The 21,300-nt window shown below is 67.9% G+C and carries 17 protein-coding genes and 1 riboswitch; of the genes, 12 read left to right on the plus strand and 5 right to left on the minus strand.

Features of this window, described 5'->3' with window-relative positions:
- The first annotated feature begins 33 nt into the window (after window positions 1-33).
- The 3 genes from betB (at window position 34) to KGR00_RS09825 (ending at window position 5,878) form a co-directional block, all read left to right on the plus strand.
- Window positions 34-1,503, plus strand: a complete 1,470-nt coding sequence (betB, locus tag KGR00_RS09815; RefSeq protein ID WP_224416960.1) for a betaine-aldehyde dehydrogenase — start codon at window positions 34-36, stop codon at window positions 1,501-1,503.
- An 82-nt stretch (window positions 1,504-1,585) separates the two neighbouring features.
- Window positions 1,586-3,274 (plus strand): choline dehydrogenase, encoded by a 1,689-nt coding sequence (gene betA / locus KGR00_RS09820; RefSeq protein WP_224416959.1) that lies wholly within the window; start codon window positions 1,586-1,588, stop codon window positions 3,272-3,274.
- Window positions 3,275-3,427: 153 nt separating this feature from the next.
- Window positions 3,428-5,878: an acyl-CoA dehydrogenase gene (locus KGR00_RS09825; RefSeq protein ID WP_224416958.1), complete on the plus strand. Its 2,451-nt coding sequence runs from the start codon at window positions 3,428-3,430 to the stop codon at window positions 5,876-5,878.
- Window positions 5,879-5,969: 91 nt separating this feature from the next.
- On the opposite strand, the gene KGR00_RS09830 is transcribed toward KGR00_RS09825, so the two are convergent.
- From KGR00_RS09830 to KGR00_RS09840, 3 genes are all read right to left on the minus strand, one after another.
- A complete protein-coding gene (locus KGR00_RS09830; RefSeq protein ID WP_224416957.1) occupies window positions 5,970-6,368 on the minus strand; it encodes a septal ring lytic transglycosylase RlpA family protein in 399 nt (132 codons plus the stop codon).
- On the minus strand, window positions 6,368-7,345 hold the full coding sequence (locus KGR00_RS09835; protein ID WP_224416956.1) for an NADPH:quinone reductase: 978 nt from the start codon (window positions 7,343-7,345) through the stop codon (window positions 6,368-6,370). Before KGR00_RS09835 ends, KGR00_RS09830 begins: the two co-directional genes overlap by 1 nt.
- A 91-nt stretch (window positions 7,346-7,436) precedes the next feature.
- Window positions 7,437-8,009, minus strand: coding sequence for a hypothetical protein (locus KGR00_RS09840; protein WP_129141671.1), 573 nt, complete (start codon window positions 8,007-8,009; stop codon window positions 7,437-7,439).
- Window positions 8,010-8,179: 170 nt separating this feature from the next.
- Here KGR00_RS09840 and polX point away from each other — a divergent pair, with 170 nt between their 5' ends.
- The 8 genes from polX (at window position 8,180) to KGR00_RS09880 (ending at window position 17,997) form a co-directional block, all read left to right on the plus strand.
- Window positions 8,180-9,895 carry a DNA polymerase/3'-5' exonuclease PolX gene (gene polX / locus KGR00_RS09845; protein WP_224416955.1) on the plus strand — a complete coding sequence of 572 codons (1,716 nt, stop codon included), beginning with the start codon at window positions 8,180-8,182 and terminating at the stop codon, window positions 9,893-9,895.
- Window positions 9,896-9,983: 88 nt separating this feature from the next.
- Window positions 9,984-10,775 (plus strand): glycerophosphodiester phosphodiesterase family protein, encoded by a 792-nt coding sequence (locus tag KGR00_RS09850; protein WP_224416954.1) that lies wholly within the window; start codon window positions 9,984-9,986, stop codon window positions 10,773-10,775.
- A 51-nt stretch (window positions 10,776-10,826) separates the two neighbouring features.
- Complete coding sequence (locus tag KGR00_RS09855) at window positions 10,827-11,648, plus strand: MotA/TolQ/ExbB proton channel family protein (RefSeq protein ID WP_129142011.1); 822 nt, start codon at window positions 10,827-10,829, stop codon at window positions 11,646-11,648.
- A complete protein-coding gene (locus KGR00_RS09860; protein ID WP_224416953.1) occupies window positions 11,641-12,285 on the plus strand; it encodes an OmpA family protein in 645 nt (214 codons plus the stop codon). Before KGR00_RS09855 ends, KGR00_RS09860 begins: the two co-directional genes overlap by 8 nt.
- A 227-nt stretch (window positions 12,286-12,512) precedes the next feature.
- A riboswitch (cobalamin riboswitch) is annotated at window positions 12,513-12,710 on the plus strand.
- Window positions 12,711-12,866: 156 nt separating this feature from the next.
- Window positions 12,867-14,729 carry a TonB-dependent receptor gene (locus tag KGR00_RS09865; protein ID WP_224416952.1) on the plus strand — a complete coding sequence of 621 codons (1,863 nt, stop codon included), beginning with the start codon at window positions 12,867-12,869 and terminating at the stop codon, window positions 14,727-14,729.
- Window positions 14,730-14,902: 173 nt separating this feature from the next.
- Window positions 14,903-16,513 (plus strand): glucan biosynthesis protein D, encoded by a 1,611-nt coding sequence (locus tag KGR00_RS09870; protein WP_224416951.1) that lies wholly within the window; start codon window positions 14,903-14,905, stop codon window positions 16,511-16,513.
- A gap of 84 nt (window positions 16,514-16,597) precedes the next feature.
- Window positions 16,598-17,671, plus strand: coding sequence for a PA0069 family radical SAM protein (locus tag KGR00_RS09875; protein ID WP_224416950.1), 1,074 nt, complete (start codon window positions 16,598-16,600; stop codon window positions 17,669-17,671).
- Between the two features lie 32 nt (window positions 17,672-17,703).
- On the plus strand, window positions 17,704-17,997 hold the full coding sequence (locus KGR00_RS09880; RefSeq protein ID WP_224416949.1) for a winged helix-turn-helix domain-containing protein: 294 nt from the start codon (window positions 17,704-17,706) through the stop codon (window positions 17,995-17,997).
- Here the strand turns inward: KGR00_RS09880 and KGR00_RS09885 are convergent.
- Window positions 17,988-19,589: a GGDEF domain-containing protein gene (locus tag KGR00_RS09885; RefSeq protein ID WP_224416948.1), complete on the minus strand. Its 1,602-nt coding sequence runs from the start codon at window positions 19,587-19,589 to the stop codon at window positions 17,988-17,990. The genes KGR00_RS09880 and KGR00_RS09885 overlap by 10 nt on opposite strands.
- 278 nt (window positions 19,590-19,867) lie before the next feature.
- Between KGR00_RS09885 and cobO the strand changes: the two genes are divergently transcribed.
- A complete protein-coding gene (gene cobO / locus KGR00_RS09890; RefSeq protein WP_224416947.1) occupies window positions 19,868-20,467 on the plus strand; it encodes a cob(I)yrinic acid a,c-diamide adenosyltransferase in 600 nt (199 codons plus the stop codon).
- Here the strand turns inward: cobO and KGR00_RS09895 are convergent.
- Window positions 20,461-21,297, minus strand: coding sequence for a cobalamin-binding protein (locus KGR00_RS09895; RefSeq protein ID WP_224416946.1), 837 nt, complete (start codon window positions 21,295-21,297; stop codon window positions 20,461-20,463). The genes cobO and KGR00_RS09895 overlap by 7 nt on opposite strands.
- Window positions 21,298-21,300: the final 3 nt, after the last annotated feature.

The following is a 21,300-nucleotide window of genomic DNA, read 5'->3' on the forward strand; positions in this document are numbered from 1 at the left end:
TGCGACCTTCATCCAACGATCACGGAGGCTGTCATGGCCACACTCGAAACCCAGCAACTCTATATCGGCGGACGCCGGGTGGACGCCACCTCCGGTGAGACCTTCGAGACCGTCAACCCGGCCAACGGCGAGGTCCTGGCCGACGTCCAGCAGGCATCGGCCGACGACGTCGACCGCGCCGTCGCCTCGGCCCGGGAAGGCCAGCAGACCTGGGCGGCGATGACCGGCCTGGAGCGCAGCCGCATCCTGCATCGTGCCGTCGCCCTGCTGCGCGAGCGCAACGACGAGATCGCGCACCTCGAGACCCTGGACACCGGCAAGCCGATCAGCGAGACCCGGGCGGTGGACATCGTCACCGGCGCCGATTCACTGGAGTACTACGCCGGCCTGGCGCCGGCCATCGAGGGCACGCAGATACCGCTGCGCGAGGATTCCTTCGTCTACACTCGCCGCGAGCCGCTGGGCGTGATCGGCGCGATCGGCGCCTGGAACTACCCGATCCAGATCGCCTGCTGGAAGAGCGCCCCGGCACTGGCGGCGGGCAACGCCGTGGTCTTCAAGCCCAGCGAGGTCACCCCGCTGACGACCATGCTGCTGGCCGAGATCCTCACCGAGGCGGGCCTGCCCGACGGCGTGTTCAACATCGTTCACGGCGACGGCCGGGTCGGCGAGCTGCTGACCCAGCACGCCGACATCGACAAGATCACCTTCACCGGCGAAGCCGGGACCGGCAAGAAGGTGATGTCCGCGGCGGCCGGCTCGACCCTCAAGGAAGTGACCATGGAACTGGGCGGCAAGTCGCCGCTGATCGTCTTCGACGACGCCGATCTGAATCGTGCCGCCGACGCGGCGATGATGGCCAACTTCTACTCCAGCGGTCAGGTCTGTACCAACGGCACGCGCGTGTTCGTGCACCGTTCGATCAAGAGCGCCTTCGAGGCCAAGGTCAAGGAGCGCGTCGAGCGCATCAAGGCCGGCGATCCGCTCGACGAGGGGGTCAACTTCGGCCCGCTGGTCAGCTTCGAGCATCTCGAAAAGGTCCAGGGCTATATCGACCTCGGCAAGCAGGAAGGCGCCCGCGTGCTGGTCGGCGGCGAGCGCTGGAACCACGGCGACTTCGCCAAGGGCGCCTGGGCGGCCCCCACGGTCTTCACCGACTGCCGCGACGACATGCGCATCGTCCGCGAGGAGATCTTCGGCCCGGTGATGTCGATCCTGGTCTTCGACGACGAGGAAGAGGTCATCCGGCGCGCCAACGCCACCCCCTACGGTCTCGCCGCCGGGCTGTTCAGCGAGGGGCTCAACCGCGCCCATCGGGTCATTCACCGGCTGCAGGCGGGGATCTGCTGGATCAATACCTGGGGCGACTCGCCCGCCGAAATGCCGGTGGGCGGCTACAAGGAATCGGGCATCGGGCGCGAGAACGGCCTGTCGTCGCTCGATCAGTACACCCAGATCAAGTCCGTGCAGATCGAGATGGGCCCCTTCCCGGCCGTGTTCTGATCCGGCCCGGGCCGGCCGTCATGGCCGGCCCCTGCGCCCGCTCTCGCCTTGATCCGTTCGACCATTCGCAGGAGGGCCACCCATGACGCAGGCTCGTGAATACGACTACATCATCATCGGCGCCGGTTCCGCCGGCAACGTGCTCGCCACCCGTCTCACCGAGGACCCCGACGTGCAGGTCCTGCTGCTCGAGGCCGGCGGCCCCGACTACCGTTTCGACTTCCGCACCCAGATGCCGGCGGCGCTCGCCTACCCGCTGCAGGGCAAGCGCTACAACTGGGCCTTCGAGACCGACCCGGAACCCTACATGGACAACCGCCGCATGGAATGCGGACGCGGCAAGGGGCTGGGCGGATCGTCGCTGATCAACGGCATGTGCTACCTGCGCGGCAATGCGCTCGACTACGACAACTGGGCCAGGACACCGGGCCTCGAGGACTGGAACTATCTCGCGTGCCTGCCCTACTTCAAGCGTGCCGAGACGCGCGACATCGGTCCCAACGACTATCACGGCGGCGACGGGCCGGTCTCGGTCGCCACGCCCAAGCCAGGCAACAACGAGCTCTACGGCGCCTTCATCCAGGCCGGCATCGAGGCCGGCTACCCGGCCACCGAGGACGTCAACGGCTACCAGCAGGAAGGCTTCGGCCCCATGGACCGCACCACCACGCCGAACGGGCGGCGGGCGTCCACGGCGCGCGGCTATCTGGACATCGCCAGGCAGCGTCCCAACCTGACCATCGAGACCCACGCCCTGACCGACCGCATCCTCTTCGCGGGCAAGCGCGCGGTGGGCGTGAGCTACGCCCGCAAGGGGCAAGCGCAGGAAGTGCGGGCGCGCCGCGAGGTGCTGCTGTGCGGCGGTGCCATCGCCTCGCCGCAGATCCTGCTGCGTTCCGGCGTCGGCAACCCCGAGCACCTCGCGGCATTCGACATTCCCGTGGTCCACGACCTGCCCGGCGTCGGCGAGAACCTCCAGGACCACCTGGAGATGTACATCCAGTACGAATGCAAGAAGCCGATCTCGCTGTATCCGGCGCTCAAGTGGTACAACCAGCCGAAGATCGGCGCCGAATGGCTGTTCCTGGGCAGGGGGATCGGCGCCAGCAACCAGTTCGAGGCGGCGGGCTTCATCCGTACCCACGATGCCGAGGCGTGGCCCAACCTGCAGTACCACTTCCTGCCGATCGCCATCAGCTACAACGGCAAGAGCGCGGTGCAGGCGCACGGCTTCCAGGCCCACGTCGGTTCGATGCGCTCGATGAGCCGCGGGCGTATCCGCCTGACGTCCCGCGACCCCAAGGCGGCGCCCAGCATCCTGTTCAACTACATGTCCAGGGACAAGGACTGGCAGGAGTTCCGCGACGCCATTCGCCTCACCCGCGAGATCATCGCTCAGCCGGCGATGGACGAGTATCGCGGCCGCGAGATATCCCCCGGCCCCGACGTGCAGAGCGACGCCGAGCTCGACGCCTTCGTCCGCCAGCATGCCGAGACCGCCTATCACCCGGCCGGTTCTTGCAAGATGGGCCATGACGAGATGGCGGTGGTCGACGGTGCCGGCCGCGTTCACGGCCTCGAGGGCCTGCGGGTGATCGACGCCTCGATCATGCCGGTCATCGCCACCGGCAACCTCAACGCGCCGACGATCATGATCGCCGAGAAGATGGCCGACAAGGTGCGCGGCCGCGAGCCGCTGCCCAGGGCCGAGGTGCCCTACTACGTCGCCGGCGACGCCCCGGCCCGCCAGGCACCCCGGCGCCCGGCCTGACAGCCCAGGGTTCTCTTGCCTGCCCCGCCCATGCGGGGCTTTTTTGTGGGGGAGCGATACGCCCGGGGCTGGTCAGACGGGGATAAATGCACTAGGCTGAAGCGTATTCAAACGCACGTTCGAATCCGTCTGCCGCCATCCTCGGAGATGCCCATGACTGCCCTGTTACTCGTCATCCTGACCGTCATCGGTCTGATCGTCGTCATGCGCCGTGAAGCCGGCGCCGTCGCGGCGCTTGCCGTGCCCGGCCTTCTGGGCCTGGTCGGCCTCGTCGCGGGGGCACCGGTCACCGGCGTGGTACTGCTGGTGATCGCCGCCGCCATCGCCGCCTGCGGGCTTCCCGCGCTGCGCCGGCAATGGCTGTCGCCGCGCGCCTTCGCGCTGTTTCGCAAGGTTGCCCCCAAGGTCTCGGACACCGAGCGCTCGGCTCTCGAGGCCGGCAGCGTCGCCTGGGACGGCGAACTGTTCTCCGGGCGTCCCGACTGGCAGAGCCTGCTGAGCTATCGGGACGACGGCCTCAGCGACGAGGAACGCGCCTTCATCGATCACCAGTGCTCGGTGGCCGCCGGCATGTGCAACAGTTGGGAGACCGCCCGCGAGCGCGCCGACCTGCCCGAAGCATTGTGGGAGTACCTCAAGAAGGAACGCTTCTTCGGCATGATCATCCCCAAGGAGTACGGTGGACTGGGCTTCTCGGCCAAGGCGCAGTCGGCGGTGCTGCAGAAGCTGGTGGTCAACGAGACGCTGATGATCTCGGTGGGCGTGCCCAACTCGCTCGGCCCCGGCGAACTGTTGCTCAAGTACGGCACCGAGGCCCAGAAGAACCATTACCTGCCGCGGCTCGCCGACGGCCGCGAGATCCCCTGCTTCGGCCTCACCGGCCCGCGCGCCGGCTCGGACGCCACGTCGCTGCCCGACGTGGGCGTCGTCTGCCGTGGCGAGTACCAGGGCGAGGAAGTCCTGGGCCTGAAGCTGACCTTCGAGAAGCGCTGGATCACCCTGGCGCCGATCGCCACCGTGGTGGGCCTGGCGTTTCGCATGTTCGACCCCGACAAGCTGCTCGGCGACGACAGCGACCTGGGCATCACCTGCGCGCTGATCCCCCGGGACACCCCGGGAATGGAGATCGGCCGCCGCCACCACCCCATCGGCAGCCCCTTCATGAACGGCCCGATCGTCGGCCGGGACGTCTTCATCCCGCTCGACTTCATCATCGGCGGCCCCGAGATGGCCGGCCACGGCTGGCGCATGCTGGTCGAATGCCTGTCGGTGGGCCGCTGCATCACCCTGCCCTCCGGCGCCGCCGGGGTGGGCCGCTACGCCAGCGGCTGGTCGGGCGGCTTCACCCGCGTGCGCCGTCAGTTCAACGTGCCGGTGGCCGAGATGGAGGGCGTCCAGGAGCCGCTGGCCCGCATGACCGCCCATGCCTACATCGCCCAGGCGGCGGTGATGCAGACCGCCAACATGATCGACCACGGCGTCAAGCCGGCGGTGCCCTCGGCGATCCTCAAGAGCCAGTTGACCGAATTCCAGCGCCAGATCCTCGCCGACGCCATGGACGTTCACGGCGGCAAGGCGGTGACCCTGGGGCCGCGCAACTACCTGGGGCTGGGCTGGAGCGCCGTGCCGGTGTCGATCACCGTCGAGGGCGCCAACATCATGACCCGCAACCTGATGATCTTCGGCCAGGGGGCGATCCGCTGCCACCCTTACGTGCTCGAGGAACTCGCCGCCAAGGACGCCGACGATGCCGCGGCCTTCGACAAGGCGTTCTTCGGCCATGTCGGGCTGATCTTCGGCAACGCCGCCCGCGCCTTCACCCAGGCGTTCGGCCTGGGTCGCCCCGGCGTGCCCTTCGACGAGGTCGCCGCGCCCTACGCCCGGGACGTCGCCCGTCTGTCGGCCGGCTTCAGCCTGTGCGCCGACGCCGCCATGGCCAGCCTGGGCTCGAGTCTCAAGAAACGCGAGATGCTCTCGGCGCGACTCGGCGACGTGCTGTCGAACCTCTACCTGATCTCGATGGTGATCAAGCACTGGCACGAGACCGATACCGTCGAGCACGAGGCGGCGCTGTTCCATTACAGCTGCCGGACCCTGCTCTACCGTGCCGAACAGGCCTTCATCGAACTGTTCGACAACCTGCCGAATCGCGGCCTGGCGACGGGCCTGGCGGCGGTCGTCATGCCGCTGGGGCGGCGCTGGAAGAAACCCGACGATGCCCTGACCCGCGAGATCGCCCAGGCGATTTCCAACGCCACGGCGCTGCGCGGCAAGATGCTGCTCGACACCTGGGATACCCAGCAGGAAGGCGAGCAGGACAACCCGCTGGCCCGCTACAACGCGCTGCTCGCCGACTACCCGCGTGCCGAGCCGCTCTACCGGACTATCAACAAGGCCTATGCCAAGGGCGAGCTGCCCGCCGAGGCCCTGCATCCCGAACAACGTCTGGATGCCGCCCTCGAGGCGGGGCTGATCGGCGAGGAGGACGCCGCCTTCATGCGCGCCTATGAAGCGGAAGTGCTCGAGATGCTCACCGTCGATTCGTTCCCCTTCGACGCCTTCGCGACCGAGAAGGACAAGGTGGTCTGGCACGACGCCGCCTGATCCCTTGCCACTGTCGCAAAAGTGCAGCGCCCCGGCCTGATCGGCCGGGGCGCTGTCGTTTCGCGGGGGAACCTTCACGTCGCCGGAGGGTTCAGCGGGGTCGTTCGACGACCTCGAGGCGCACCGGGGCGGTGCCGCTGGCGATCATGCCCAGGCGTTGCGCCGCCCGGTAGGACAGATCGATGACCCGCCCCGGCGTGAACGGGCCGCGATCGTTGATGCGCACCACCACCTCACGGTCATTGTCGAGGTTGGTGACCCGTACCCGGGTGCCGAACGCCAGGCGCCGGTGGGCCGCGGTCAGCGCCGCGCGGTCGTAGCGCTCGCCGCTGGCGGTCCGTGAGCCCTGATAGGCATCGCTGTAATAGGCGGCCCGGCCGCTCTGCAGGGTCGTGCCTTCCCCGCTGCGGGAGTCGACCCCGGCACAGCCGCCGAGCAGCGTCAGGGCCACCACGGCAAGCCCCGCCCGGCAGGTTCGTGGCCCCGGCATCAGGGCAGCAGAATCGTCGAGCCGGTGGTCCGGCGCGAGGCCAGTGCCTGCTGCGCCTCGCCGGCCCTGTCGAGCGGGTAGCGCTGGCCGATGGCGACCTCGACCTGGCCGCTCTCGAGCATCTCGAACAGGTCGCGGCACATCGACTCGAAACGCTCGCGGGTATCGGCGTAGCCATTGAGGCTCGGTCGCGTGACGTAGAGCGCGCCCTTCTGGTTGAGGATGCCGATGTTGACGTTCTCGACCGGCCCCGAGGCATTGCCGAAGCTGACCATCAGGCCGCGCTTCTGCAGGCAGTCCAGGGAGGTCTCCCAGGTGTCCTTGCCCACCGAGTCGTAGACCACCGGCACCATCTCGCCGCCGGTCAGCTCGCGGACCCGCTCGACCACGTTCTCGCGGGTGTAGTCGATGGTCGCCCAGGCGCCGTTGGCCTTCGCCAGTTCGGCCTTCTCGGGAGAACTGACGGTGCCGATCAGCTTGACGCCCAGCGCCTTCGCCCACTGACAGGCGATCGAGCCGACCCCGCCGGCCGCGGCGTGAAAGAGAATCGTCTCGCCGGATTCGACGCGATGGGTCTGGCGCAGCAGGTACTGCACCGTCAGGCCCTTGAGCATCGAGGCCGCGGCGGTCTCGAAGTCGATGCCATCGGGCAAGACCACGACCTTCTCGGCGGGCAGCACGTGCAGCTCGGCATAGGCGCCCAGCGGACCCTGGGCGTAGGCGACGCGATCGCCGACCGCGAGGTGGGACACGCCCTCGCCGACGGCATCCACCACCCCGGCGCCCTCGGTACCCAGCCCGGAGGGCAGGCTCGGCGCCGGATACAACCCGGTACGAAAATAGATGTCGATGAAGTTGAGCCCCACCGCCCGGTTGGCGATGCGCACCTCGCCCGGGCCGGGCTCGGCGGGGGCCGCGTCGACGACCTCGAGTACCTCGGGGCCGCCGGTACGGGAAAACTGGATAGACTTGGCCATGGCCGACTTTCCTTATTCAGCGAACGAAACCGCTTCACCCTACAACCGCCCCGGGCCGGACGCCAGCCAGGCATCACCGGCCTGGAGGCCGTCACAATGTCGCCGGGAACGCCTCGAGCCCGCGCACGAAACGCGTCTTGTAGCCGTCGAACAACGCGCGGTCCTGCTTGAACGACTGCATCACCGCGTTGCCGTCGAAATTCAGGCTGGTCGGCAGATCGGCCAGGTCGGTCGGCGGATGCCCGGGGGCCAGGCCGATGCGCAGGTCGCCCGGCGCGTCCAGCCAGCGTGCGATGCCACAACGCTCGAACATCGCCTGCTGGGTCGCGTCGGTGGCATTGACGCGCAGCGGCATGCGTTCGGCCAGCGCCGCGACCAGGCGCTCGGCGGGGGCGTCGACGTCGGCCTCCTCGAGACCGGTCATCAGCGCCAGCTCCACGCTGCGCCCCTCGCGGTCGAAGACCAGCAGCGCCAGCGCCACGGGCCGCGCGGCATCGTCGACCAGTGCCACCACCCGCGCCGCCTCCTGACGGAACAGCACGCCCAGCGTCCCGGCGAAGGTCGCCAGCGGGGCGAGACCCGCCTGGTGACCATAGACCTCGGCGCACAGCCGCGCCAGACAGGCCTCGCGGGGCTGCGACTCTTTCACGTGCACGACTCTCATGCGTGGTTTCCTCGCTCGATGATCGGCGCCGAAGCCTAGCATATCCCGCCCCCTCGCCCCTACGCTTTCCCCCGCGCCAACGACGACTATGCTGTTGACGAGCCGGTGGGGTTTCGTCTGCCGCGACGGACCCGCCGACGTGTTCGACCGACAGCCAAGGAGTGGCCACCATGCGCAATGCCGAGATCGCCCGTCGTCTCACGACACTCGCCGACCTGCTGGAGATCGACGGCGCCAACGGCTTTCGGGTCCGCGCCTACCGCCAGGCGGCCCTGGCGGTCGAGAACCAGCCGCGCCAGATCGCAGACATGCTCGAGGCCGGCGAGGATCTCACCGACATCGAGGGCATCGGCGAGGATCTCGCCGACAAGCTCGCCACCCTGGTTCGCGACGGCCGACTGCCCGGGCTCGGCGATGCCGAGAAACGGGTGCCACCGGCGTTGCGCGACCTGCTGCGTATCGACCAGCTGGGACCCAAGCGCGTCAAGGCGCTCTACGACGAACTCGGCATTCAGGATCTCGACGACCTGAGACGAGCCGCACGTAACGATGAGATTCGCCGGCTTTCCGGCTTCGGCGAGAAATCCCAGGACAAGATCCTCGATGCCCTCGAGCGGCTCGACAGCGAAGAACGCCGCACACCGCTGCACGAGGCCCAGCAGGTCGCCGAACCGCTGGTCGAGTACCTGCGCGAGACCGACGGCGTCAGCCGGGTCACCATCGCCGGCAGCTACCGCCGCCGCAAGGCTACCGTCGGCGATCTGGACATCCTCGCCGTATGCGACGATAGCCGGGCGATCATGCAGCGCTTCACCGGCCACGAGGAGGTCGACGAGGTCATTTCGCGGGGCAAGACTCGCTCCAGCGTGCGCCTCGGCAACGGCCTGCAGATCGACCTGCGCGTGGTCCCGGCGGCGAGTTACGGCGCGGCACTCTACTACTTCACCGGCTCCAAGGCCCACAACGTCGCGGTTCGTCGCATCGCCGTCGACAAGGGGCTCAAGATCAACGAGTACGGCGTCAGCCAGGGCGACGAGCACCTGGCCGGGGAAGACGAGGAAGCGGTCTTCGCCCAGGTCGGCCTGCCCTTCATTCCGCCGGAGCTGCGCGAGAATACCGGCGAGATCGATGCCGCCTACCATGACCGGCTGCCCCGCCTGATCACGCTGGACGATATCCGCGGCGACCTGCACATGCACACCCGAGACACCGACGGCCGCGCCAGCCTCGAGGAGATGGCCGATGCCGGCAAGCGTCGCGGCCATGCCTATATCGCCATCACCGATCACTCCCAGCGGCTGCGCATGACACACGGCCTCGACAGCCGGCGCCTGCGCGAGCAGATGGCGGCGATCGATGCGCTCAACGAGCGGATCAAGGGCATTCGTGTCCTCAAGAGCCTCGAGGTCGACATTCTCGAGGATGGCTCACTCGACCTGCCCGACGAGGTGCTCGACGCGCTCGATCTGTGCGTGGCCTCGGTACACTCCAGGTTCGAGCTATCCCGCGAGAAGCAGACCGAACGCCTGCTCAGGGCGATGGACAACCCGCGGGTACACATCATCGGCCATCCCACCGGGCGGATCATCAATCGTCGCGACGCCTACCCGCTGGATCTCGAACGCCTGATCGACGGCGCCCGCGAGCGCGACTGTTGCCTGGAGCTCAACGCCCAGCCTTCGCGGCTCGACCTGGGCGACCGTTACGCGCGTCAGGCCAAGGAGGCCGGCGTGACCCTCGCCATCTCCACCGACGCCCATGCCACCGGGCAACTGGGCAACATGCCCTACGGCATCGATCAGGCACGGCGCGGCTGGCTCGAGCCCGACGACGTGCTCAACACGCGCACGCTCGCGCAACTCCAGAAACGCCTGAAACGCCGCTGACACCCACACTGACGAGACTGGGCCATGGACGGCCGCGGCCGCCCGATCGACAATCGTCACTTCCGGTCATGCCTGCCAGGGAAACGCCATGTCCTCCACCGCTACGCGCGACACACTGCCCGCCTTCATCGCCCACCGCGGCCTCTCGGCCCGGGCCCCCGAGAACACCCTGGCGGCGGTGCGTGCCGCCCACGCCGCCGGCTGCCGCTGGGTCGAGCTCGACGTCCAGTTGCTCGGCGACGGCACGCCGGTGATCTGGCACGACGCGGGGACCCGGCGTTGCAGCGGCGAACGCAGGCGACTGAGCACGCTCGATCTGGCCGGTGCACAGCGGCTCGACGTGGGCCGCTGGTTCTCCGAAGCCTTTGCCGGGGAACGGATGGCCACCCTCGAGGCCATGCTCGAGCTGATCGTCGACCTCGACCTGGGCCTCAATCTGGAGTTCAAGGTCAACCGCGGCCGCGATGCCCGGGCGCTGGTCGAGCGCGTACTGCCCCGGGTCGAACGGCGGCTCGATCCCCAGCGCTGGCTGGCCTCGTCGTTCGAGCGCACCGCCCTGCAGGCGCTGCGCCGCCTGCGTCCCGACCCCGAGCGACTGCGCCTGGGCCTGCTCTACGAGAAAGCGCCCCGCCAGTGGGCCGCTCAGGCGGCGTCGCTGTCGGCCTTCAGCGTGCATGTCGACTACCGCCGCCTGCGCGAGCCGCTCGCCCGAACGATCGCCGCCAGCCCCTACCGGCTGGTCTGCTACACCGTCAACGATCCACTGGCCGCCCGCCGACTTCGCGACTGGGGCGCCGCCGCCTTGATCAGCGACGATCCTCCGCGACTTGACCGAGGTCAATTGACGCGGGCAACGCCGTCGGCGGCCCTCAACCCCTGAGCCACCTTGCCGATAGGAGGGTAATGACCCTTCCATTGGCAAGGAGACCCGATGAATGCCTCGACCCTGATCGGCATGGTGGCCAGCTGCCTGCTGCTGGCTTGCGTGCTGCTGTTCACCGCCGAATCCCCGGACAGCTTTATCAACCTGCCGGGCCTGGCGATCGTGCTGACCGGCACCCTGGCCGCCACCTTCATCAGTTATCCCTTGCGGGAGGTGGTGCGCGTGGTCCGGCTGGTGGGGCTGGTCTTTCGCCGCGAGGACACCTACGTACGCGACGATATCCAGGAACTGGTCGACATGGCACGCCTGTGGTTCAAGGGAGACGTGCGCGCCGTCGAACGCGCCCTGGAAACCACCCGCAATCCCTTCCTGCGTACCGGCATCCAACTGGTGATCGCCAACACCAAGGAGCAGGAGATCATCGACCTGTTGCGCTGGCGCATCGCCCGGCTCAAGGCCCGCGAACATGCCGAGGCGCAGATCTTCCGCACCATGGCCGCCTATGCACCGGCCTTCGGCATGCTCGGCACCCTGGTGGGGCTGGTCAACATGCTCGAGGTCATGGACGGCGGCAGTCTCGCCCAGGTCGGCCCGCGCATGGCAGTGGCGCTGCTCACCACCTTCTACGGCATCCTGCTCGCCAACCTGGTCTTCAAGCCGATCGCGGTCAAGCTGGAACGGCGTACCGAGGAGCGACTGATCGCCATGAACATGGTGCTCGAGGGCATCTCGCTGATTTGCCGGCGACGCCTGCCCTCCTTCATCGAAGAGACCCTGAACTCCTTCATGGCCAGCTATCGGGACGAGATCCGCGACCATCGCCCCGTATCGGACACCACCGTGCCGGTTGACGGTGCCGCCCATGAGTGAAACGCATCAGGACCTGCTGCCCGGCCAGGGCGGGCCGAGCGAGGATGGCGAAAGCTGGCTGATGAGCTATCTCGACGTGCTCACGCTGCTGATCACGCTGTTCGTCCTGCTGCTGAGCCTGAGCGACCCGGCCACCGACGACCGGCCACCCTCGGCAGCGACGGCCGACCCCGGACGCCCCGCCACGAGCGGTGTTCAGCCACGGCACTCGGGATTGCTGCCCCAACTGGAGGGGGTCGACGTCTCGCGCAGCGCCGCGGGTCTCAACCTGCGCATCCAGGATCGTCTACTGTTCGCCAGCGGCCAGGCCGAGCTGACCGATGACGGCCGCCGCATCCTGCAAGGCCTGGTTCCCTTCCTGTCGGACGTTCGGGGCGAGATCTCCATCGAAGGGCACACCGACGACATTCCCATTCATACCGCCCGCTACCCGTCCAACTGGGAACTCTCCAGCGCCCGCGCCAGTGCCGTGCTGCGCTATCTGCTGGAGCGCGGCATTCGTGGCGAGCGCCTGCGGGCCATCGGCTATGCCGCGACCCGTCCCCTGCAACCGGGCGAAGACGCCGAAAGTCGGGCGGCGAACCGGCGCGTGGAACTGCTGATCCACGAGAAAAACCCGCGCGATAGCGGCAATTGAGGCCCGATAGTCTTTTTAAGCTATCGATTTTTTTGAGTTTTCATAACCTGTGTTAAACGCAAACCCCGAGTCCCGTGCCATGTTAAAGATGTTGAGCATGGATACGCCCAACGGGACAGCAGGGATGCACAGCGCACGCCCGGTCAGGGACGACCGGGACTTTGAACCCGCCATGGCCCTGTCTCCCGGTCGCGGCGTTGACTTGCCCTCACCACCCCCGCAGAATCCCCCACCGTCGAGTCACAGGTGCTCGGGAAGCGGGTGAGACTCCCGCACTGCCCCCGCAACGGTATTCGCGTCCCTCGATGACAGGCTCAGGCCAGCCACTGCCCCACGGCGGGAAGGCGTCATCGGTTGTCGAGTCGAAAGCCCCCTTTCGTCCGCACGCGTCAGTCCGGAGACCGGCCTGCGTCTCTTCACTGGCTGATGCGGAGGGCTTCACCAGTGGCGACCGGTGCGTGGCTGCCCGGCGGCGCTTACCGTGTCGTCCCGGGCGATCCCCCGAGGCCCCTTGGCGGGCCGTCGTCACCCGTCCTCCTCATCGCGTAGCGATCACACAATACGCGCTTGAGGATCATTCCATGCCGTTCAAGAAGAATCCGCTGTGGCTGGCCCTGGGCCTGACCGCGGCGACCGGCGCCCAGGCCGATCAGCGCCTGGACACCCTGCAGGTCACCGCCAACCGCCTGCCCCAGACCCAAACCGACGTGCTCGCCAGCACCACGGTCATCGACCGCGACGAGATCGAACGCCTGCAGGCCGACTCCGTGGTCGACCTGCTGCAGGCCCGTGCCGGCATCGAACTCACCCAGAACGGTCCGCCCGGCACCCAGTCAAGCCTGTTCCTGCGCGGCAGCGAGTCCGACCACACCCTGGTGCTCGTCGATGGCGTGCGGATCAACTCGGCGACCAGCGGCGGTGCCAGCCTCGAATTCCTGCCGCTCTCCGCCATCGACCGCATCGAGATCGTGCGCGGCCCCCGGGCGGCGGCCTATGGCGCGGATGCGCTGGGCGGCGTCATCCAGATCTTCACCCGGCGCAGCACCGGCGCCGGGACCCAGGGCGCACTCAGCGTTCGCGCCGGCGGCAACGACACGACGCGCCAGTCGGCCTGGGTCGCCACCGGCGATGACGACACTCGCCTCGATGCCACGCTCTTTCACCGCCGGGGCGACGGCTTCAATGCCACCCGCGCCGATACCAGCGGCGAGCGCGACGGCTTCGACCGCGAAGGGGGCCAGCTGGGCTTCAGCCAGCAATTGAGCGACAGCGCCTCGCTGCGGCTCGATGCCCTGCGTCAGAACGTCGACGCCGAGTACGATAGCTGTTATCGCAGCGGCGACTTCTCGGCCCCGGAATCCCAGGACTGCCTCACCACCGGCTACCAGCAGACCTTCAGCGGCCAGCTGGATGTCGCCGTCGACGACAGCTGGCACATGCAGGTCACCGCCGGGCATTTCGACGAGCGGCGCGAGGAGCGCTACGCGGGCGAGCGTCAGAGCCTGACCGAGACCCATCGCGACGAACTCGGCCTGCAGCATCGCTTCACTCGCGACAACGGCGTCGACCTGATCGGCGTCGACTACCGCCACGACTGGATCGACTTCGACAATCGCGCCGGCGCCGACTACCAGCGCGACAGCCGCGAGAACGTCGGCGTCTATGCCCGGGTCCAGCGCGACTACGGCCCGCACTCGCTGAGCGCATCGCTGCGCCACGACGACGACTCGCTGTTCGGCGGCCAGACCACCGGCAACCTCGGCTACGGCTATCGCCTGAGCGCCGCGCAGCGCATCGGCGCGAGCTACGGTACCGGCTACAAGGCGCCCAACCTGAGCGACCTCTACGGCACCTTCAATCCCAACCCCGACCTGGATGCCGAGACCTCGAAGAACCTGGAAGCCTTCTGGGCCTTCGAACGCGATGCCTGGAACGCCCGCGTCACGGCCTTCGAGAACCGTATCGACGACCTGATCGTCTATACCGGCGTCTACCCCGACGCCAGCTACCGCAACGTCGACGAGACGCGGATTCGCGGTCTCGAACTGAGCGGTGGCTGGCAGGGGCAGCGCCTGACCGGCCAGCTTTCGCTGACCGTCCAGGATCCGGAGGTGCGCCGCTGGTCGGATGACTACGCCGGCATCGAGCCCGGTGACCGGCTGATCAACCGGGCCGAGCGCTATGCCCGCCTCGATCTGGACTACGCGCTGACCCACGACTGGCGGATGGGTTCGACCCTCTGGGCCTACAGCGAGCGCAGCTCCTACGGCGGCGGCGAGGTCGGCGGCTATGGGCGGCTCGACCTGAGGGCGGCCTGGCAGGTCACGCCGCGCGTCGAGCTCTCCGCCAAGCTCGAGAATGCGCTCGACCACGACTACCAACTGGTCGATGGCTACGATACCCGGGGCCGCTATCTGGAGGGCGGCGTCACCGTGCGCCTGTAAGCGAGTCCCGCGCCCCCGGCATGGATTGCCGGGGGCGTATGCGCCTCGTTATATTGACGCGGTTACCGGACGCCCGACGGGGAAGCGAGTCGCCATCGCGGCGTCCCGGCTACGGACCGGCCACGTGCCGAACGCACAGGCACCCGGCCCCATCACGTTCCAGGGAAGACACGATGAACCGACGCGATTTCTTGAAGGCCACCAGTGTCCTGGGTGGCGCCTTTCTCCCCCTGTCATCGGTGCTGGCCGCCGTCGATGCCCCCGCCAAGACCATCGGCCCCAGCGAATCCTTCAGTTATGCCTGGCTCAAGGGGCTGGCCCGTCACCTCTCCGAACAGAAGCACGACGGCGCCCAGGAGAATCTCCCCGCCGAGCTCCAGGGCCTGAGCTGGGACGAGTACCAGGCGATCAGCTTCCGCAAGGACCAGGATCTCTGGGCCGATATCGACCGGGCCCGCTATCGCGCCGAACTGTTCCATCTGGGCCTGTATTTCAGGAAGCCGGTGAAGATCTACGAGATCGTCGACGGCCAGGCCCGCGAGATCGCCTACGACCCGGCGATGTTCGACTACGGCAAGTCCGGCATCGACGGCGACGCCCTTCCCAAGGACCTCGGTTTCGCCGGGTTCCGACTGTTTCACGACAACGACTGGAAGCGCGACATGGTGGCCTTCCTCGGCGCCAGCTACTTCCGGGCCGTCAGCGACTCGATGCAGTACGGCATGTCGGCACGCGGCCTGGCGATCGACACCGGCCTGCCGCGTGACGAGGAATTCCCCGACTTCACCCGTTTCTGGCTGGAGCGTCCCGACCCGCAGAGCAACGTGGTCACCGTCTATGCCCTGCTCGAATCGGCGAGCACCACCGGCGCCTACCGCTTCGCGATCAACATCGACGACGGCGTGACCATGGATGTCGACACGGCCCTCTACCCGCGCAAGGCGATCGAGCGACTCGGCATCGCGCCGATGACCAGCATGTACATGGTCGGCGAGAACGACCAGGCCGCCTACTGGGACTGGCGTCCCGAGATCCACGACAGCGACGGCCTGGCGATGCACACCGGCAGCGGTGAATGGCTGTGGCGGCCGCTGCTCAATCCCCGTCAACTGCGCTTCAACGCCTACGCCGACCAGAACCCGAAGGGCTTCGGCCTGCTCCAGCGCGATCGCAACTTCGATCATTACCAGGACGACGGCGTGTTCTACGATCGCCGACCGTCGGTATGGATCGAACCCAAGTCCGACTGGGGCAAGGGCGCCATCGATCTCATCGAGATTCCCACGCTCGACGAGACCTTCGACAACATCGTCGCCTTCTGGAATCCCGACCAACCCGTCCAGCCCGGCGACGAACTGCTGTTCGGCTATCGCATCTACTGGTGCGACTATCCGCCCTCGCAGCCGGAGCTGGCGCGCTGCGTGGCAACCCGCACCGGGCTGGGCGGCGAGGTCGGCCAGAAGCGCGAGTACTTCAGCTGGCGATTCGCGATCGACTTCCAGGGCGGTCCCTTCCCCTTCGACGCCGACCAGGACGTCGAGGTGGTACCGGTCATCGAGAACTCCGCCGGACGCATCGAGATCACCTCCGCCCGGCCGCTGCATTCGATCAATGGCTATCGGGCGATGTTCGACGTCGTGCCTCCCGACGACGGCAGCGAACCGATCAACCTGCGGGTCTATCTCAAGGCCGGCGACGAACCGTTGACCGAGACCTGGGTCTACCAGTGGACGCCGCCGCCCGCCGAGGATCGCGAACTGCACAACCCCGGGCACCTTTCCTGAGTTCATGGCCTGAATCCATGGCCCTTGCCGTCACGCGGCACCGCCCTATACTGTACATGAATACAGTATAGGGCGAGTCCCGCCATGACCATGAAACATCCCAGCCAGGCCCGCAAGGGCCGCGGCGCGACCTTCGATCCGCACAACCGCTTCGCCCCCAGCGTCAGCGAGGCCGTCGACGATGGCTGGTGGCAGGAAGCGTCCCCCGAACACATGGCCACCGAGGTCCGCGACGAACCGGCCAAGAGCGCGCTGTCGTGGAACCACTCCCCCGATCTCGGCTTCGATCGCTCCCTGAACCCCTACCGGGGGTGCGAGCATGGCTGCATCTATTGCTTCGCGCGCCCCAGCCACGCCTACTGGGACCTGTCACCGGGGATCGATTTCGAGACCCGGCTGATCGCCCGCACCGGCCTCGTCGAACGTCTGCGCGAGGACCTGTGCAAGCCCGGCTACGTCTGCCGACCGATCAACCTGTCGGGCAACACCGATTGCTATCAGCCGCTGGAAGCCCAGCGTCACACCACCCGCCGGGTGCTCGAACTGCTGCTGGAGTGCCGCCATCCGGTGACGCTGGTCACCAAGAGCGCACTGATTCTGCGCGACCGGGAACTGCTCGCGGCGATGGCCGAACGCCGCCTGGTGCGGGTGTTCGTCAGCCTCACCAGTCTCGACGACGATCTCAAGCGCACGCTGGAACCGCGCACCGCCTCGCCCGCGGCGCGCCTCAAGGTGATGCGCGAGCTGAGCGCCGCCGGCGTGCCGGTCGGCGCCCTGCTCTCGCCGATCATCCCGGCACTCAACGATCACGAGATGGAACGCCTGCTCGACGCCGCCAGCGACGCCGGCGCACGCACCGCCGCCTGGATGCTGCTGCGCCTGCCTCACGAGGTCGCGCCGCTCTTCGAGGATTGGCTCGCCACGCATTACCCACAGCGCGCCGCCAAGGTGATGAGCCTGATCCGCCAGAGCCGGGGCGGGCGCGCCAACGACCCGCGCTTCGGCCACCGTCAGCGCGGCGAAGGCGTGTTCGTCGACATGCTCGAACAGCGCTTCCAGCGGGCCAGCCGCCGGCTCGGCCTGGGGCGGCGTGCCGGGATGGGGCTCGAGTGCGGGGATTTCCGGCCACCGCATCGCCAGGGCGACCTGTTCGGGTAGGATGGGGGCCTGTCGATGTCGAGAGAAACCCCATGACCCTCAGCAAGACCCGCAGCAGTTTTCTTCGCCGCCTGTATGTCGCGCATCTGATCGACGCCGGCACCGCCAGCGTGCCGGCGATCGTCACCGCCACCGGCATGCCGCGGCGCACCGCCCAGGATACGATACAGGCCCTCGCGGAGCTGGATATCCACTGCGTCTTCGAACAGAGCCCCGGGGAACGCCACCACATCGGCCGCTACGTGATTCGCGACTGGGGGCCGATCGACAGGGCCTGGGTCGAACGCCATGCCGAGTCGATCGCCACCCAGCTGGGCTATCGCTGAAGGGGATCGACTCCGTCGCCGACGGCCAGCGGGGCCCGGCCGGGATGCACCGTGACGCGATCGCAACCACTCTGCTTGGACTGATACATGCCGGCGTCGGCGGCGCGCAGCAGCTCGCTCGCATCGCTGAATGCGTGCCATTGCTGGGTGGCGATCCCGTAGGAGGCCGTCACGAACAGTGGCCCGCTCTCCAGGTTGGCCAGGGGGGTCACCGCCAGCCGGGCACGCAGCCGCTCGGCGAAGGCCTGAGCGCCATGGGTGTCGCATCCGCCGAGCAGCACCACGAACTCCTCACCGCCGTAGCGACCGGCCGGCGCCTCGTTGCCCTGGGTCAGTTCCGCCAGCAAGGCCCCGAAGCGGCGCAGGACCTCGTCGCCGACCGCATGGCCGTACTGGTCGTTGACCGCCTTGAAACGGTCCAGATCGATGAACACCAGCGACAGGGGCCGTTCGGCCCGCTGCGCGTCGTCGAAGGCGCCGGCCAACGCCTCTTCGAGCTGCAGGCGATTGGCGAGGCCGGTCAAGGCGTCACGGCGTGCCTGCTGCGCCAGCTCGGCATGTTCGCGGCGCAGGGCTTCCAGCTCCTGGCGCTGCCGAAGCAGATCCTGCTGCAACTGCGCGTTGCGCTCCGCCAGCAGCATCTTGGCCTCGAGCATCAGCTGCTGGGGGTCGAGCCGCTCCGGCACGGCGACGTCGTAGAGGTTCGCCACGCCGGGCAACTGTTCCTGCAACCCCATCAGGCGCTCGATCAGGCTCTCGGTATCCAGGGAAAAGCAGGCCTCCACCGCCGCCATCTCGAGACTGAGGGCCGCTTCACCCTGCAGCCAGCCATCGGCGATCCCGCCCGCGGCGATGATGCAGTTGGCCGCCCGAGCGGCCGGTCCGGCATCCTCGATCAGCGGGTCGTGACTGCCCGCGATCCAGTCGCGCATGCGCTGGGACAGCCCCCAACGCTCGGCCAGCCAGGCGCCGACCATGGCGTGGTCGACGCCGAAGGCTTGCCGTTCGGCCTCGACCAGGCGGCGATGGTCGCCGGCCTCGGCGTGCAATGCCCGATAGCGTGCCGGGACACTGGCATGGAGCGCCAGAATGCCGATGTCCTGCAGCAGGGCAGCCGTGAAGAGCGCCCCGCTATCGGGCAGACTCAGCGATTCGGCCAGCGAGCGAGCGATCAACGCGCCGATCAGGGAACGCTGCCAGTAACGCTCGAGATCGAGCGCCTGCGCATCGTGCTCCGTGGCGGTGAAGACGAGACTGCAGCCCAACGCCATGGACAGGGTGCCTTCGAGCCCCACCCGGTGGACCGCCTGAGACAGGTCCTCGGCCGGCCGATAGCCCGCATAGATGACGGTATTGGCCAGCGACAGCAGGCGCGCCGAAAGCGCCGGGTCGCTGCCCAGCGTGGTCACGATCTCCTGGGTGTTGACATCGGGAGCGCGCGCCAATTCGATGACCCGCATCACCACCGTCGGCAGCGAGGGAAGCGTCGAGCAACGTTCGAGGGATTGGCTGAGCGTGTCGGGCAGCACGGGGGTCTCCTTGTCGTGTGTACCCGCATCGCGGTGAAACCGCCGGCGCTGGCGTCGACTCACGTCACCGCTCGATGTTGCCTGTCCCCTCGTCCCTGACGGATTCAGACATTCTTCGGGTATCTGGGCCAATACTTGTCATTCGGGGGCCTTACGTCAACCGAAATCGAGGGAAAAACCGGCGACATGACGGCATAATCCTGATGCAGTATCGACGGGCATTTTCACCGCATTTCTTGACCGGCATGAAAGCCATTGCGATCAAAGACCTGCCCGGTTCTCTTATCACCGTCCTTAAATTCAATCGTTTCAATCAGGCGTTTTTTTTCAGAGGCTTTTTCATGAGCGATCGCGACACACGACACCAGCGTTCCATGCAGAAACTCAAGCACCGCGTCGACGAACGCGTCGCCGCCGCGCAGGAGCAACGCGGCCTGCTGCTGGTCTTCACCGGCAATGGCAAGGGCAAGACCACCGCGGCCTGGGGCACGGTGACGCGGGCACTCGGCTATGGCTACAAGGTGGGGGTGGTCCAGTTCATCAAGGGACTGTGGGAATGCGGCGAGCGCGAGCGACTGCACGACGACCCCAACCTCGACGTCGCGGTCATGGCCACCGGTTTCACCTGGGAAACCCAGAATCGCGACAGCGACACCCGGGCCTGTGAGCAGGCCTGGCAGCACGCAGAGCGCATGCTGGCGGACCCGGGGACCTATCTCGTGGTACTCGACGAGATCACCTACATGCTCAAGTTCGGCTATCTGGATATCGATACCGTGACCCGCGCCCTCACGCAGCGCCCTGCCGAGCAGACGGTGATCGTCACCGGGCGCAACGCCCATCGCGAATTGATCGAGATGGCCGATACCGTGACCGAGATGCACGACGTCAAGCACGCCTTCAACGCCGGCATCCAGGCCCGGCGGGGTATCGACTACTGAGTCGCGGCGGTGTCCGCCAGCGCCGCGCAGACCTCGGCCATGCCGTCGAGAAGCCGCGGCCCGGGACGGCTGATCAGATCCGGGCTCAGCGTGTAGAGGTGGTTCTCGCGCACCGCCGGAAGCAGTGACCAGCGCTGCCAAGCCGCCTGCCAGCCATCATCGGGCGCGGCGGCCAGAATCGCCTCGGGGTGCGCGGCGATCAACGCCTCCCGGCTGACCTGGGCCACCAGTACCGGCTGGTCGGCGAACAACGGCTCGCCGCCACAGGCGCGGATCACCTGGGTGACGATCTGACCGCCGGCCAGGGTGGTCAACGGCTCATGGCCGAGCTGGTAGAACACGCGAGGCGGCTCGGCCAGACGCTGGCGCTGGCTTGCCAGGCGTGCCAGGAATGCCCTGGCCCGCGTCTCGCCGCCGGCGGCGTGTCCAGTCAAGCGGCCCAGCTCGCGCAGTTCCTCGGGGACGTCCGCGAGACGCCGCGGCTCGCTGGCGTAGACGGCCACCCCCAGTTCGCGCAGCCGAGCCACCAGCGCCGAGGGCGTGCCGCTGAGCCAGGTCACCACGAGATCGGGGCGCCGGGCGAGGATCGCCTCCGCCGACAGGCCTCGATAGCTGCCGACCCGGGGCAGCGCCCTGGCGGCCGGGGGATAGTCGCTGCCCGCGATGGCACCGACCAGGGCGTCGCCGGCACCCACTGCATAGAGCATCTCCACGGCGTGCGGGGCCAGGGCGACGACCCGCGTCGCCGGCGATTCGAGCGTCACCCGCTTGCCAGTGGCGTCCACCGCGGAGACACTGGCCCGAGCCTCGGGCAGGCAGGCACTCAGCACCAG

Source organism: Modicisalibacter sp. MOD 31.J, assembly GCF_020147985.1.
Classification (GTDB): Bacteria; Pseudomonadota; Gammaproteobacteria; order Pseudomonadales; family Halomonadaceae; genus Modicisalibacter; species Modicisalibacter coralii.